At 65.3% G+C, this 14,549-nt stretch carries 11 protein-coding genes; 5 read left to right on the top strand and 6 right to left on the bottom strand.

Translation table 11 applies throughout. The features are described 5' to 3' along the window. Positions 1–143: 143 nt before the first annotated feature. Positions 144–1,142, bottom strand: coding sequence for an FAD:protein FMN transferase (locus HU772_RS08340; RefSeq protein WP_186659829.1), 999 nt, complete (start codon positions 1,140–1,142; stop codon positions 144–146). A 196-nt stretch (positions 1,143–1,338) separates the two neighbouring features. Continuing rightward, positions 1,339–2,802 carry a glyceraldehyde-3-phosphate dehydrogenase gene (locus HU772_RS08335; RefSeq protein WP_186659828.1) on the bottom strand — a complete coding sequence of 488 codons (1,464 nt, stop codon included), beginning with the start codon at positions 2,800–2,802 and terminating at the stop codon, positions 1,339–1,341. A 168-nt stretch (positions 2,803–2,970) separates the two neighbouring features. Between HU772_RS08335 and mfd the strand changes: the two genes are divergently transcribed. From mfd to HU772_RS08320, 3 genes are read left to right on the top strand one after another with little or no spacing between them, the layout of a single operon-like run. Further along, the gene (gene mfd, locus HU772_RS08330; RefSeq protein ID WP_186659827.1) at positions 2,971–6,420 is read left to right on the top strand and encodes a transcription-repair coupling factor; all 3,450 of its coding nucleotides are present in this window, start codon (positions 2,971–2,973) and stop codon (positions 6,418–6,420) included. Between the two features lie 9 nt (positions 6,421–6,429). Beyond that, complete coding sequence (locus HU772_RS08325) at positions 6,430–6,990, top strand: CsiV family protein (RefSeq protein WP_186659826.1); 561 nt, start codon at positions 6,430–6,432, stop codon at positions 6,988–6,990. Between the two features lie 4 nt (positions 6,991–6,994). Next, positions 6,995–10,309 (top strand): DEAD/DEAH box helicase, encoded by a 3,315-nt coding sequence (locus HU772_RS08320; RefSeq protein WP_186659825.1) that lies wholly within the window; start codon positions 6,995–6,997, stop codon positions 10,307–10,309. Positions 10,310–10,411: 102 nt separating this feature from the next. On the opposite strand, the gene nagZ is transcribed toward HU772_RS08320, so the two are convergent. Together nagZ and HU772_RS08310 are read right to left on the bottom strand one after the other, a co-directional pair. After that, on the bottom strand, positions 10,412–11,410 hold the full coding sequence (nagZ, locus tag HU772_RS08315; RefSeq protein ID WP_186659962.1) for a beta-N-acetylhexosaminidase: 999 nt from the start codon (positions 11,408–11,410) through the stop codon (positions 10,412–10,414). 171 nt (positions 11,411–11,581) lie between these two features. Further along, positions 11,582–12,286, bottom strand: coding sequence for a TetR/AcrR family transcriptional regulator (locus HU772_RS08310; protein WP_186659823.1), 705 nt, complete (start codon positions 12,284–12,286; stop codon positions 11,582–11,584). 219 nt (positions 12,287–12,505) lie between these two features. On the opposite strand from HU772_RS08310, the gene lexA reads away from it, so the two are divergent. Together lexA and sulA are read left to right on the top strand one after the other, a co-directional pair. After that, a complete protein-coding gene (gene lexA / locus HU772_RS08305; protein ID WP_186659821.1) occupies positions 12,506–13,114 on the top strand; it encodes a transcriptional repressor LexA in 609 nt (202 codons plus the stop codon). A gap of 13 nt (positions 13,115–13,127) precedes the next feature. Continuing rightward, on the top strand, positions 13,128–13,604 hold the full coding sequence (sulA, locus tag HU772_RS08300) for an SOS-induced cell division inhibitor SulA (RefSeq protein ID WP_186659819.1): 477 nt from the start codon (positions 13,128–13,130) through the stop codon (positions 13,602–13,604). 51 nt (positions 13,605–13,655) lie between these two features. Here the strand turns inward: sulA and HU772_RS08295 are convergent, their stop codons facing one another. Beyond that, a complete protein-coding gene (locus HU772_RS08295) occupies positions 13,656–13,889 on the bottom strand; it encodes a hypothetical protein (protein ID WP_023630868.1) in 234 nt (77 codons plus the stop codon). 51 nt (positions 13,890–13,940) lie between these two features. Continuing rightward, positions 13,941–14,456, bottom strand: coding sequence for a DUF6586 family protein (locus HU772_RS08290; RefSeq protein ID WP_186659817.1), 516 nt, complete (start codon positions 14,454–14,456; stop codon positions 13,941–13,943). Between the last annotated feature and the right edge of the window lie 93 nt (positions 14,457–14,549).

Here is a 14,549-nt window from a genome sequence, read left to right as displayed (position 1 = left end):
AAGCGCCATGAGAAAATTCGGGTGCAGTCTAATCAAGCGTGAACGCCGCGCACATTAACCCTTGGTCGCGTCGTAGGCCACTGTTGCCTGCACTACATGTAGTTCCACCGGGTCCCTGGCGGCGATCATCCGTGGCTTGCCTTTCACTCGTCTTTCACTGCCCGCTCGAACGCTGGCGTGCCACGGGAGACGAAGCCAGCCCCGGTCCGGGTCACCAGCACGGCGGCGACCCCGTGCGCCACGGCGAAATCCCAGCCCCGCTCCGGCCCGAGAATCAGCAGCAGGGTCGAGTAGCCATCAGCCAGCAGCGCAGAATCATCGAGCACCGTCACTGCCGCCAGGTCATGTTCGACCGGGCGCCCGAGACGGGCGTCGAAGGTGTGCGAATAGCGCCGGCCATTGTCCTCGAAATAATGGCGATAGTCACCCGAGGTCGACACCGCCAAATCCTGCACCGGGATGACCTGACGGGCGATCCGGCGATCCTCGCGCGGTAGCTCCAGGGCCACCCGCCAGGCGCTGCCATCCGGTTTGCGCCCCACCGCCTTGAGCTCGCCGGTGGCTTCGGCGAGAAAGCTGTCGATACCCATGGCCCGCAGCCGCTCGGCGATCAGGTCGACGGCATGGCCGGCGGCGATGCTGTTGAAATCCAGCTCGACTGGCGCGTCCTTGCACAGGTTGTCGCCCTCCAGGCGCAGGTGCTGGTAGCCAACACGCTGGCGAGCACGCGCCAAGGCCTGCGGGTCGGGCACCTGCAGCTCGCGAGCCTGGGGGCCGAAGCCCCAGAGGTCGAGCAGCGGCTCCACCGTCAGGTCAAAGGCGCCCTGGCTCTGTGCGGCCAACTGCTGGCCAAAGCTGACCAGCGCACGCATGTCGCCGTCGATGACCAGGCACTGGTTGGCTGGCAAATGGTTGAAACGGCTGACGGTGGAGTCACCGCGGTAGGTGGAATAGCGGGCGTCGATCGACTGGAGGATGGCCTCGACCTCGGCCTGCACCTGAGCCGGCGCCGGGCCGCCAGGCTGGCGCACGTACTGGATGCTGTAGCTGCTGCCCATGGTCGGGCCGCCGAAGCGCTCGAGGGCGGGGCCCTGATTGCAAGCAGCGAGGAGCGCCAAGGTGAACAGAAGAACTGTGCGCAAATTCGAGTTCTCGGCTGGCCGCACCGACCTCTTCGCGGGCAAGCCCGCTCCCACAGATAGCGCGCCGCCCTGGAAAGCGACGGTGTCCTGTGGGAGCGGGTTTACCCGCGAAGAGGCCGGCCCAGGCAGCACAAATGCCAGGCTAAAAAAAACGGGAACCCGAAGGTTCCCGTTTTTTCAACGCATTACAAGCGGATCAGCGTGGAAACGCTGGCGGGTTCACACCGGCCATGTCTTCCATCACGCGCACCACCTGGCAGCTGTAACCGAACTCGTTGTCGTACCAGACATACAGAACGACGCGGTTGTCGTTGCAGATGGTCGCCTCGGCGTCGACCACACCGGCGTGACGCGAGCCGACGAAGTCGGTGGACACCACTTCCTGGGAGCTGACGTAGTCGATCTGCTTGTGCAGGTCCGAGTGCATGGCGGTCTGGCGCAGGTACTCGTTGAGCTCTTCGCGGTTGGTGCCTTTCTCGAGGTTCAGGTTGAGAATGGCCATCGACACGTTCGGTGTCGGAACGCGGATCGCGTTACCGGTCAGCTTGCCCTTGAGCACTGGCAATGCCTTGGCGGCGGCGGTGGCGGCACCGGTCTCGGTGATGACCATGTTCAGCGGCGCGGCGCGGCCACGGCGGCTGCCCTTGTGGAAGTTGTCGATCAGGTTCTGGTCGTTGGTGAACGAGTGAACGGTTTCGACGTGGCCGTTGACGATGCCGTACTGGTCGTTGATGGCCTTGAGCACCGGCACGATGGCGTTGGTGGTGCAGGACGCCGCCGAGATGATCTTGTCATCGGCAGTGATGTCACCGTGGTTGATGCCATGCACGATGTTCTTCAGCGCACCCTTGCCAGGCGCGGTGAGGATCACGCGAGCGGCGCCCGGGCAGGCCAGGTGCTGGCCCAGGCCGTCGGCGTCACGCCATACGCCGGTGTTGTCGACGATCAGCGCATCGTGGATGCCGTACTGGGTGTAGTCGACTTCGCTCGGGCTCTTGGCGTAGATCACCTGGATCAGGTTGCCGTTGGCGGTGATGGTGTTGTTCTCTTCATCGATGACGATGGTGCCGTCGAACGGACCGTGTACCGAGTCGCGACGCAGCAGGCTGGCGCGCTTGGTCAGGTCGTTCTCGGCGCCCTTGCGCACGACGATGGCGCGCAGGCGCAGGCCGTCGCCACCACCGGTCTTTTCGATGAGGATGCGCGCCAGCAGGCGGCCGATGCGGCCGAAACCGTACAGGACGACGTCGGTGCCCTTGCGTGCGGAAGCGTTCTGCTGACCCACCACCTCGGCCAGTTCGTCACGAACGAACTGCTCGGCGCTGCGGCCATTGCCTTCGGCCTTGAACTTGTTGGCCAGCTTGCCCAGGTCGACGGAAGCCGCGCCCAGTTTCAGCTCGCTCATGGCCTTGAGCAGCGGGAATGTCTCGTGGACCGACAGCTCGGTCTCGTCGGCTTGACGGTGACGGGCAAAGCGGTGGGCTTTGAGGATCGAGATAACCGAACGGTTGATCAGGCTGCGGCCATAGATCGAGCTCACCACGTTGTTGTTGCGGTAGAGCTGACCGATAAGCGGGATCATCGCTTCAGCCAGGGCTTCACGATCGATCCACTCACCAAGACACTGGTCGGGCTTCTGAGTCACGGTAACCTTCCACATGTAGGGGAACAAAAAAGGGGCTACATTATGACGCCCCACGGCGTATCGGGCAATGAGCGCCTGTCGCCGGCGCCAGGCCCCGTCGCCAAGCCCTTTACAAGCCTGACAGCGCGCCCGCTCACCGGTACAATCGACCTCTTTGCCGCAACGCTTGGAGTCCTATCTCCCGTGTCAGTTCTGCGCCTACCTAAACTGTCGGCCACGGCCGGCAAACAAACCTGGGGCAACCTGCCCGGCGCGGCCTTGAGCCTGGCCGTCGCCGAGGCGGCCAGTACCGCTGGTCGCTTCACCCTGTTGCTGACTGCCGACAGCCAGGCCGCCGACCGCCTGGAGCAGGAGCTGCGCTTCTTCGCGCCCGATCTGCCGGTGCTGCCGTTTCCCGACTGGGAAACCCTGCCCTACGACCTGTTCTCGCCGCACCAGGACATCATCTCCCAGCGCATCGCCAGCCTCTATCGGCTGCCGGAGCTGGACCACGGCATCCTCGTGGTGCCGATCACCACCGCCCTGCACCGTCTGGCGCCGACCCGCTTCCTGCTGGGCAGCAGCCTGGTGCTGGACGTCGGCCAGAAGGTCGACGTCGAGCAGATGCGCAGCCGCCTCGAGGCCAGCGGCTACCGCTGCGTCGACACAGTGTACGAACATGGCGAGTTCGCCGTGCGTGGCGCGCTGATCGACCTGTTCCCCATGGGCAGCAAGCAGCCGTACCGCATCGACCTGTTCGACGACGAGATCGAGACCCTGCGCACCTTCGACCCCGAGAGCCAGCGCTCCATCGACAAGGTCGACTCGATCCGCCTGCTGCCGGCGCGCGAATTCCCCATGCAAAAGGAAGAAGTGACCCGTTTCAAGGCACGCTTCCGTGAACGCTTCGACGTCGACTTCCGCCGCAGCGCGATCTTCCAGGACCTCACCAGCGGCATCATTCCTGCCGGCATCGAGTACTACCTGCCGCTGTTCTTCGAAGAAACCGCGACCCTGTTCGACTACCTGCCAGCGGACACCCAGGTGTTCTCGCTACCCGGCGTGGAACAGGCCGCCGAGCACTTCTGGAACGACGTGCGTGGGCGCTACGAAGAGCGCCGCGGCGACCTCAGCCGGCCGCTGCTGCCCCCGGCGGAGCTGTTCCTGCCGGTGGAGGACTGCTTCGCCCGCCTCAAGCAATGGCCACGGGTGGTGGTCAGCAGCGAGGACCTCGATGCCGGCGCCGGGCGCGAACGCTTTCCGGCCCGCGCCCTACCCAACCTGGCGATTGAGGCCAAGGCCAACCAGCCCCTGGCGGAACTGGCGAATTTCCTCGACCAGTTCAGTGGCCGGGTGCTGTTCACCGCCGAATCCGCCGGCCGACGCGAAGTGCTGCTGGAACTGCTCGAGCGCCTGAAGGTACGCCCCGAGACGGTCGACAGCTGGGCCGACTTCATCACCGGCAAGGCACGCCTGGCGATCACCATCGCCCCGCTGGACGACGGCCTGCTGCTGGACGACCCGGCCATCGCCCTGGTCGCCGAAAGCCCGTTGTTCGGCCAACGCGTGATGCAACGCCGACGCCGCGAGAAACGCGGCGAGGCGGCCAACGACGCGGTGATCAAGAACCTCACCGAGCTGCGCGAAGGCGCGCCGGTGGTGCACATCGACCATGGCGTGGGCCGCTACCTGGGCCTGGCGACCCTGGAAATCGACGGCCAGGCCGCCGAATTCCTCACCCTCGAATACGCCGAGGGCGCCAAGCTCTACGTGCCGGTGGCCAACCTGCACCTGATCGCCCGCTACACCGGCAGCGACGACGCCCTGGCGCCGCTGCACCGGCTCGGCTCCGAGGCCTGGCAGAAGGCCAAGCGCAAGGCCGCCGAGCAGGTGCGCGACGTCGCCGCCGAACTGCTCGACATCTACGCACGCCGCGCCGCGCGCAAAGGCTACGCTTTCGCCGATCCGGCCGCCGACTACGCCACCTTCAGCGCCGGCTTCCCGTTCGAGGAAACCCCCGACCAGCAGGCCGCCATCGAAGCGGTGCGCGCCGACATGCTGGCCGGCCAGCCCATGGACCGCCTGGTCTGCGGCGACGTCGGCTTCGGCAAGACCGAAGTGGCCATGCGCGCCGCCTTCATTGCCGTGCACAGCGGCCGCCAGGTCGCGGTGCTGGTGCCCACCACCCTGCTCGCCCAGCAGCACTACAACAGCTTCCGGGACCGCTTCGCCGACTGGCCGGTAAAGGTCGAGGTGATGAGCCGCTTCAAGTCGGCCAAGGAAGTCGCCAGCGCCGCAGCGGAACTGGCCGAAGGCAAGATCGACATTCTCATCGGCACCCACAAGCTGCTGCAGGACGATGTACGCTTCAAGGACCTGGGCCTGGCGATCATCGATGAGGAGCACCGTTTCGGCGTACGTCAGAAGGAGCAGCTCAAGGCCCTGCGCAGCGAGGTGGACATCCTCACCCTGACCGCAACGCCCATCCCGCGCACGCTGAACATGGCGGTCTCGGGCATGCGCGACCTGTCGATCATCGCCACCCCGCCGGCTCGGCGCCTGTCGGTGCGCACCTTCGTCATGGAGCAGAACAAGAGCACGGTCAAGGAGGCGCTGCTGCGCGAGCTGCTGCGCGGCGGCCAGGTGTACTACCTGCACAACGATGTGAAGACCATCGAGAAATGCGCCGCGGAGCTTGCCGAACTGGTGCCTGAGGCACGCATCGGCATCGGCCACGGGCAGATGCGCGAACGCGAACTCGAACAGGTGATGAGCGACTTCTACCACAAACGCTTCAACGTGCTGATCGCCTCGACCATCATCGAGACCGGCATCGACGTGCCCAGCGCCAACACCATCGTCATCGAGCGCGCCGACAAGTTCGGCCTGGCCCAGCTGCACCAGCTGCGCGGTCGGGTCGGGCGCAGCCACCACCAGGCCTACGCCTACCTGCTGACGCCGCCGCGCCAGCAGATCAGCGCCGATGCCGAAAAACGCCTGGAGGCCATCGCCAACACCCAGGACCTCGGCGCAGGCTTCGTCCTGGCCACCAACGACCTGGAGATCCGCGGCGCCGGCGAGCTGCTCGGCGAAGGCCAGAGCGGACAGATCCAGGCCGTCGGCTTCACCCTGTACATGGAAATGCTCGAGCGCGCGGTCAAGGCCATCCGCAAGGGTGCCCAACCGAACCTCGAGCAGCCGCTGGGCGGCGGTCCGGAGATCAACCTGCGCCTGCCGGCGCTGATCCCCGAGGACTACCTGCCCGACGTGCATGCGCGCCTGATCCTGTACAAGCGCATTGCCTCGGCGGCCGACGAAGAAGGCCTCAAGGACCTGCAGGTGGAGATGATCGACCGCTTCGGCCTGCTGCCGGAGCCGACCAAGAACCTGATGCGCCTGACCCTGCTCAAGCTGCAGGCGGAAAAGCTCGGCATCAAGAAAGTCGACGCTGGCCCCAACGGCGGCAAGCTCGAGTTCGAAGCCGAGACCCCGGTCGACCCGCTGACCCTGATCAAGCTGATCCAGGGCCAGCCCAAACGCTACAAGTTCGAAGGCGCGACCCAGTTCCGCTTCCTGGTACCTATGGAACGCCCCGAAGAACGCTTCAACACCTTGGAGGCGCTGTTCGAGCGCCTCGCCCCACAAACGAATTAAGGAAGCTCCATGCGTGCCATCCGTTGCCTGCCTTTGCTGCTGGCGTTGCTTACCCCGGCCGCTTTCGCCGCAGGGCCTTACCAGGTGGAAATGGTCCTGGTAAGGCAGAATGCCGTACCGGCGATTACCAGCCCGTTCGCCCCGGAAGACTGGAGCGCTGGCGCGCCGCGCCTGGAACAAGGCGCCGAGCGCCCAACCGGCCTCGGCGACGAAGTCACCCGCCTGCAGGCCACCGCCGACTACACCGTACTGCTGCACAAGGCCTGGCAGCAGGACGGCGACAGCGTCGCCCTGAGCGCCGGCGACGAACAGTTCGGCCACTTCCCCATCGAAGGTAATCTGCGGATCAAGGAAGATCGCTTCATCGCCGTCGACGCCAACCTCTGGGTCAACCAGCTCGACGGCAATGGCAGCGTGCTGCGCAGCGAACAGTTCAAGCAGAGCAACAGCAACATGAAAGCCGGCCAGCTGACCTTCCTCGATGGCGGGCACCTGGCCGTGCTGCTCAAGGTTTCGCCCGCCGGCATGCGCAAGATCCCGCTGCCGGATCCAGAGATGATGGAGCAGTGAAACCGTGAGCGCCGATGTGCAGAAGCTGGCGGCCGAGAACCCGAGCTGGAGGCGCGATTTTTCCGCTGCCACCCTGCAACGGGGCGAGCGCTATGCCGAGCAGGGGCTGGTGAAGATCCAGTCCCACGGCGACTCGCGCATCGTGGCCAGCTGCCTGGGCAGCGGCGGCAATGTGTACAGCCAACGGATCATCATCACCAGCGGTCCCTCCGGACAGTGCCAGGTGCGTGGCAGTTGCTCCTGCCCGGTCGGGCACAACTGCAAGCACTGCGCCGCCGCCCTCTTCACCTTGGCCAACAGCTACCAGGGCGCCCCGCCAGACAGCGATCAACTGCCTCACCATCTGCAACAGTGGCTGCAGGGCCTCGAGCAGCCGGAACCGGCACAGGGCGAGGCAGAAGACAAGCGCGGGCGCATGGTCTGCTATCAGCTGATACTCGACGACGACCACAGCAACTGTAGGTTGCGCGTGCGCAAGGGCACCCGCGAAGAGCAGGGTATTCGCTACAGTCGGGTGCAGTCGCTGTACGAGCTGCTCTACGAACCACCGAAGTTCGTCAAGGAAGAAGACCTGCGCATCCTGCGCCAACTCGCCGCGCAGAACGCCCCCTACGGCCAGGAACGTGGCTATACCCTCAAGGGCCACGAGGGCGGCGAGCTGCTGCAACGGGTGCTGGATACCGGGCGCCTGCTGTTCAGCGAGCAGCTGCCGATGCTGCGCCAGGGCCCGCAGCGCCAGGCGCAATTCCGCTGGGTCCGCCTGAGCAGCGGTGACTACCGCGGCAAGTGGTACAACGGCGAGCAGCCGCTCGATTGCATACTGCCGCTGATACCCTTGTTCTATTTCGATGTCGATACCCAAGAGGTCGGGCCCCTCAGCCATGACCTGGACCCGCACACTGCCCTGCAGCTGTCCCTCGCACCCGATGTACCGGAACACCTGATCGTGCCCCTCAGCCACAAGCTCAATGCCCTGAATCATCACCTGCCAACCCCCACTACCGTGCAGCAGGAACAGCTCGAAGGCATCGAGCCGATGCCCCAGCTGACCCTCGGCAGCCTCGAGTTCAGCGCCTACACCCCCAAGACCGGACGCATGCAGCGGCAGATGCAGCACCGCGCCGCGCTGGCGTTCGACTACGACGGCCTGCGCGCCACCGGCAGCGACGACAAGCCGCTGAGCCGCCTGGTGGGCAGCACCAGCCAGCGTATTCGCCGCCAGCCCCAGGCCGAACAAGCGCTGCGCAAGGTACTGCGCGAGTACGGCTTCAAGCCCGCCACCCGCCAGAGCAAAGCCCTGCCCGACAGTGCCGGCGAGATGTACCAATTGCCCGACGACGAGGCCTGGCTGCGCTTTGCCCGCGAGGGCCTGCCCCGTCTGCGCGAGGCCGGCTGGGTGATCGATGTGCAACGCGATTTCGCCTTCAACTTGCACGAGGTCGACGACTGGTACGCCACCATCGACGAAGCGCCGGGGCATGAGTGGTTCGACCTGGAACTGGGCATCGTCGTCGAGGGCCAGCGGCACAGCCTGCTGCCGATCGTCCTGCAGTTGCTGCGCAGCAGCCCGGAACTGCTACGCCCCAGCGAATTGGCACGGCGCAGCGACGACGAGCACCTGCTGATCGACCTCAACCGCGCCCGCCATGACAGCCCGGCGCTGCGCGTCGCTCTGCCCTACGGCCGCATCAAGGCGGTGATGGGCACGCTCGGCGAGTTGTACCTGCACGAGGACGCCAGCGGTCCGAGCCTGCGCCTGGAGCGCGCCGATGCCGCGCGCCTGAACGACATCGACGGCCTGCCACTGCTGTGGGAAGGCGGCAGCCACGTACGCGACCTGGGCCGACGCCTGCGTGACGCCCGCGACCTGCAGGTGACGCCACCCAAAGGGCTTGACGCCACGCTACGCCCCTACCAGCAGCAAGGCCTGAACTGGCTGCAAGCCCTGCGCGAGATGGGCACCGGCGGCATCCTCGGCGACGACATGGGCCTGGGCAAGACCTTGCAGACCCTGGCCCACCTGCTGCTGGAGAAAGAAGCCGGACGCCTGGCCTCGCCGGCACTGGCGGTGATGCCCACCAGCCTGATCCCCAATTGGCTCGACGAAGCCCGACGCTTCGCCCCTGACCTGCGCGTCCTCGCCCTGCATGGCCCGGGCCGCAACAAGCATTTCGCCAGCCTGGCCGAGTACGACCTGGTGCTGACCACCTACGCCCTCGTCCCCCGCGACCTCGAGCCACTGAAGGCGCAACCCTGGCACCTGCTGGTGCTGGACGAGGCACAGAACATCAAGAGCAGCACCAGCAAGGCCGCCCAGGCCGTGCGCGAACTGCAAGCCGACCAGCGCCTGTGCCTGACCGGCACGCCGATGGAAAACAACCTGGGTGAGCTGTGGTCGATCTTCCATTTCCTGATGCCCGGCTGGCTGGGCGACAGCAAGCGTTTCACCCAGGACTACCGCACGCCGATCGAGCGCCATGGCGACGCTGAACGCATGACTCACCTGGCCAGCCGTATCCGCCCGTTCCTGCTGCGTCGCACCAAGGAACAGGTGGCCACCGAACTGCCCGCAAAAACCGAGATGATCCACTGGGTCGAGCTCAGCGATGCCCAGCGCGACACCTACGAAGCAGTGCGGGTGGCGATGGACAAGAAGGTTCGCGACGAGATCGCCCGCAACGGCGCGGCACGCAGCCAGATCGTCATCCTCGATGCACTGCTCAAGCTGCGCCAGGTATGCTGCGACTTGCGCCTGGTCAAGGGCACCGAGGCCAAGGGCACCTTCGCCGACAAGGGCAAGCTCGGCAGCCTGCTGGAGATGCTGGAAGAACTGTTGAGCGAGGGGCGCAGGATCCTGCTGTTCTCGCAGTTCACCTCAATGCTCGCGCTGATCGAGTTCGAACTGGAGAAACGCGGCATCCGCTACAGCCTGCTGACTGGCGACACCCGTGACCGCCGAGCCCCGGTGCAACAATTCCAGAACGGCGACAGCGAAGTATTCCTGATCAGCCTCAAGGCCGGCGGCACCGGGCTGAACCTGACCGCCGCCGATACCGTGATCCACTACGACCCATGGTGGAACCCGGCCAGCGAGAACCAGGCCACCGACCGCGCCTATCGCATCGGCCAGGACAAACCAGTGTTCGTGTTCAAGCTGATCACCCGAGGCACGGTGGAAGAGAAGATCCAGCAGTTGCAGCAAGAGAAGGCGGCGCTGGCTGCCGGACTGCTCGATGGCGGCCAGGCCGGGCAATGGCGCCTGGGGGATGAGGAGATCGAGGCGCTATTCGCGCCGCTGCCCGGCAAGCGCGGGCGTTAAGCCAGGCTTTTCCCGTGCCGGCCTCTTCGCGGGTAAACCCGCTCCCACAAGGACAGCGTATTCCTTGAGGCTGGCGCCTTACCCGCGAAGAATCCAACGCGGTCAATCGACCAGCTGGGCTTCCTTCAATGCCCCCAACGCCTCCAGCCAACGCGGCTGCTCACGGTAGTCGGTGCGCGCAAAGCCCTGCCCGCGCATCCGCGCGATCCGCGGCGACGGCTTGACCTTCAAACGCTGCGCCGCGCTCAACGCCAGCTCCGCCGCGGCGCGGTCATTGCACACCAGCCCCATGTCGCAACCCGCGCTCAGCGCCGCCTCGATACGGCTGGCGGCATCGCCCACCACATGCGCGCCGGCCATCGACAGGTCGTCACTGAAGATCACCCCGTCGAAGCCCAGCTCGCCGCGCAGAATGCCCTGCAACCAGCGCCGGGAAAAGCCGGCCGGCTGGTTGTCCACCTGCGGGTAGATGACATGCGCCGGCATTACCGCGGCCAGTTGCCCGCTCAGCCGGGTGAACGGCACCAGGTCAACGGCGCGCAACTGCTCCAGGCTGCGCTCGTCGAGCGGAATCGCCACATGCGAATCGGCCTCGGCCCAACCATGCCCGGGGAAGTGCTTGCCGCAGGCGGCCATGCCTGCGGCGTTCATGCCACGGATGAAGGCGCCGGCCAGTTGCGTGGCACGCTGCGGATCACCCTCGAAGGCACGGCTGCCGACCACGGCGCTGCGCTGGTGATCGAGGTCCAGCACCGGAGCGAAGCTCAGGTCCAGGCCCACCGCCAGTACCTCGGTGGCCATCAGCCAGCCGCACTGCTCGGCCAGGTATTCAGCGTTGTCGTTGTCGGCAATCGCGCGCATCGCCGGCAGGCGCACGAAGCCCTGGCGCAGGCGCTGGACCCGCCCGCCCTCCTGGTCGACGGCCAGGATCAGCTCGGGGCGGATGGCGCGGATCGACGCGCACAACTCGCGCACCTGGCGTGGGCTGTCGATATTGCGGGCAAAGATGATCAGGCCAGCCACTTCAGGCTGGCGCAGCAAATGACGGTCTTCGGCGGTCAGCCATTTACCGGCGATATCCACCATCAGGGAGCCTTGCAGGCTGGCAGTCATAGAGGTTCCTTCATTGGAAATCCGGGGGCGCACACCGCCATAGGACCGCAGTGGGCCCAATGGTTCAGTGTGGCGGGAGGCTCGCCGGCGTAGCGCGCGGCGCGAGGCGTGTCAGGCATGGGCGCTAGCTTAGCCGAAGCGCCCTGCCCCGCCCAGTGCTCAGACCTTGGCGGGAGCGCTGGTTTTGCTGCGCGGGCGCAACTGCGCCGAAGCCATGGCCTCGTCGGTGACGCCGCTGTCGGCGCGCATGCCGGCGGCAAGGAACGGCACCATCAGGCGCATCACCTGCTCGATCGAGGTATTGATGCCGAAATCGGTCTCGGCGATGGCGCGCAGGGCTTTGATACCGGACATGCTGAACGCTGCGGCGCCAAGCATGAAATGCACGCGCCAGAATAGTTCCAGGGGCGGAATGCGTGGGGCGGCCTCGTTGACCAGCAGCATGTAGCGGCGGAACACCTTGCCATACATGTCTTCAAGGTAACGGCGCAGGTGGCCCTGGCTCTGGCTGAAGGCCAGGCCGAGCAGGCGCATGAAGATCGACAGGTCGTTGTTGCTGCGCGGCTGCACCGCGAGCGCTTGCTCGACCAGCATCTCCAGCAGCTCTTCAAGGCTGGCTTTCTGCTCCGGGCGTGCCTGGCGACGCTCCAGCTCACGCTCGAGGCTAGCGCAGAACGGACCGAGGAAACGCGAGAAGACTGCCTGGATCAGGGCCTTCTTCGAGCCGAAGTGGTAGTTCACCGCCGCCAGGTTGACCCCGGCCTTGCTGGTGATCAGGCGCAATGAGGTTTCCGCGAACCCGCGCTCCGCGAACAGCTGCTCCGCCGCATCGAGGATGCGCTCTACGGTTTCCGATTGGGCCATGACTACTCCGCCTGACAAACAGTTGTTTGAAACATACGTTTCAAGCCTGTCGCTGTCAAGGCTGGGTGACCGGTCGGTCGCCATTTAAAAGCGCCAAGCTACAAGCTGCAAGCGACAAGATGCGCCCTGCGCAGAGTATTTCTTGCAGCGGGTGGCTTGCAGCGAGCCTGGCACTGTATATAATCCCAGTCACTGTATAAAAAGACAGAGCCCTCGCCCATGCTGAAACTGACGCCACGCCAAGCCGAGATTCTGGCTTTCATCAAACGCTGCCTCGAAGCCAACGGCTTCCCGCCGACCCGCGCCGAGATCGCCCAGGAGCTGGGCTTCAAGTCGCCCAATGCCGCCGAGGAGCACCTCAAGGCCTTGGCCCGCAAGGGCGCCATCGAGATGACCCCTGGCGCTTCGCGCGGCATCCGCATCCCCGGCCTGGAAACGAAGGACGAAGACAGCGGCCTGCCGATCATTGGCCGAGTCGCCGCCGGCGCACCGATCCTCGCCGAACAGCACATCGAGGAATCCTGCAACATCAACCCGGCCTTCTTCCATCCCCGCGCCGACTACCTGTTGCGCGTACACGGCATGAGCATGAAGGACATCGGTATCCTCGACGGCGACCTGCTCGCCGTGCACACCACCCGTGAGGCCCGCAACGGCCAGGTGGTGGTAGCCCGCATCGGCGACGAAGTGACCGTCAAGCGCTTCAAGCGCGAAGGCAGCAAGGTCTGGCTGATCGCCGAAAACCCCGAATTCGCCCCCATCGAAGTCGACCTGAAGGAACAGGAACTGGTGATCGAGGGCTTGAGCGTCGGCGTTCTGCGCCGCTGATCCAGGAGGCGTCATGCAGCCTTTCACCCACACGCACACACCAGCCCAGCTGCCGCTGTTCGAGGCCTTCCTCGCCCAACCGGTGCTGCCGGGCCTCAAGTCCGGCGCCACGCCACGCAAGAGCAACCAGCCGGAGCTGTTCAGCGAACTGGCCCTGCGCGGCGCACCGGGGCATTGCCAGAGCCTGCTGGCGCCCGTGCTACGCGAGCTCAGCGAGGAAGACGACAGCCGTTGGCTGACCTTGATCGCTCCGCCAGGCAGCCTCACCCAGGCATGGCTGCGCGATGCGGGCCTGAATCGCGAGCGCATCCTGATCCTGCAACCCGGTGGCAAGCAGACCCCACTGCAACTGGCCTGCGAAGCCCTGCGCCTGGGACACAGCCATACCGTGGTCAGCTGGCTCGGCGCCGTCAACGGCAGCGCGCGCCAGCAACTGCTGCGCGCTGCCGCCCTCGGAAACGCACAAAGCCTGAACATCCGCCTCGGCTGATGTTCAGGCTTTGCCTGTCAAACACTTGCAACCCGCAGCCACTAATGTGGCTCAGTGAAGGACGCGCGGGCCTTCTTCACGCTCGAAGTCACCTTCCACCAGGCGCCCCGCCATCTGCACGCCAACGCTAAGCATGGCCTTGGCCACTTCCACATGCTGTCCTTGCAGGAATGCCTTGGCATCCTCTGAGAAATCCAGGGTTACCAGGGAACCTTCATCCTCGGCACGGCGCAGCTCAATCCGGCCATCAGGCAACTCGACAATTTCTAGAAAGGACGTTGACATATAGGGCCTGCTTTTCACGAAAGGCCATCATTGTATCAGTCATGGACGCTATCAGCACTCACTGAGCGCGTCGCGGAATCGTCTCACCAGGCCCTTGAGACTCTGTCGCCACCCTTCCAGCTCTTCTCGGGAAAGCGCGACTGGCTCGGGCTCATCAAGATTGATCGCCTGGATCAGCGGCTGGGTGACATCGGTTTTCACCACCTTCTTCGCGACCGGCGGTCGGAACAAATCGGCATAAGCCACGAGCAGTTGCGCCAGCCAGGTTTCCCGCTGGCGGACCAGTTCGAGCATCTCGGCCACTTCAGGAATGGCGATACTGTTGAGCGCATCATCGGCAAGCGCCTGCTCTACCGAGGGCACCACTGGCAAGCGATAGAAACCACCGACCTCATGGCAAAGGCCCAGTAGCGCGCCATACAGGTGGAACAGCGCCGACTCGCGCTCGGCCTGGACCAGGCCCTGGGCGTTCATGGCCTGGCTCTGTTCGGCGCGCGCCATGGACTCCAAGGCGAGGCCGGCGAAGAACAGCTTCTGGTTGGTGCGGGTGTAGAGTTCCTGGGCCATTTCGACTGACTCCTGAAGGCTGCAAGGCGATACCCCAGTTTCCGGGATTGGCCGACTTTACCGCAAGCACAAACGATCGCGGGGCAAGTCGCT

It is taken from the genome of Pseudomonas xantholysinigenes (genome assembly GCF_014268885.2).
Lineage (GTDB): Bacteria > Pseudomonadota > Gammaproteobacteria > Pseudomonadales > Pseudomonadaceae > Aquipseudomonas > Aquipseudomonas xantholysinigenes.
Note: the sequence above shows the minus strand (reverse complement) of the source record. Positions and strands in the feature narration are given on the sequence as shown.

Coding starts and splice junctions, on each gene's coding strand:
- HU772_RS08335 (WP_186659828.1), bottom strand. CDS start 2,802: ATGTGGAAGGTTACCGTGACTCAGAAGCCCGACCAGTGTCTTGGTGAG.
- HU772_RS08325 (WP_186659826.1), top strand. CDS start 6,430: ATGCGTGCCATCCGTTGCCTGCCTTTGCTGCTGGCGTTGCTTACCCCG.
- HU772_RS08310 (WP_186659823.1), bottom strand. CDS start 12,286: ATGGCCCAATCGGAAACCGTAGAGCGCATCCTCGATGCGGCGGAGCAG.
- lexA (WP_186659821.1), top strand. CDS start 12,506: ATGCTGAAACTGACGCCACGCCAAGCCGAGATTCTGGCTTTCATCAAA.
- sulA (WP_186659819.1), top strand. CDS start 13,128: ATGCAGCCTTTCACCCACACGCACACACCAGCCCAGCTGCCGCTGTTC.
- HU772_RS08295 (WP_023630868.1), bottom strand. CDS start 13,889: ATGTCAACGTCCTTTCTAGAAATTGTCGAGTTGCCTGATGGCCGGATT.
- HU772_RS08290 (WP_186659817.1), bottom strand. CDS start 14,456: ATGGCCCAGGAACTCTACACCCGCACCAACCAGAAGCTGTTCTTCGCC.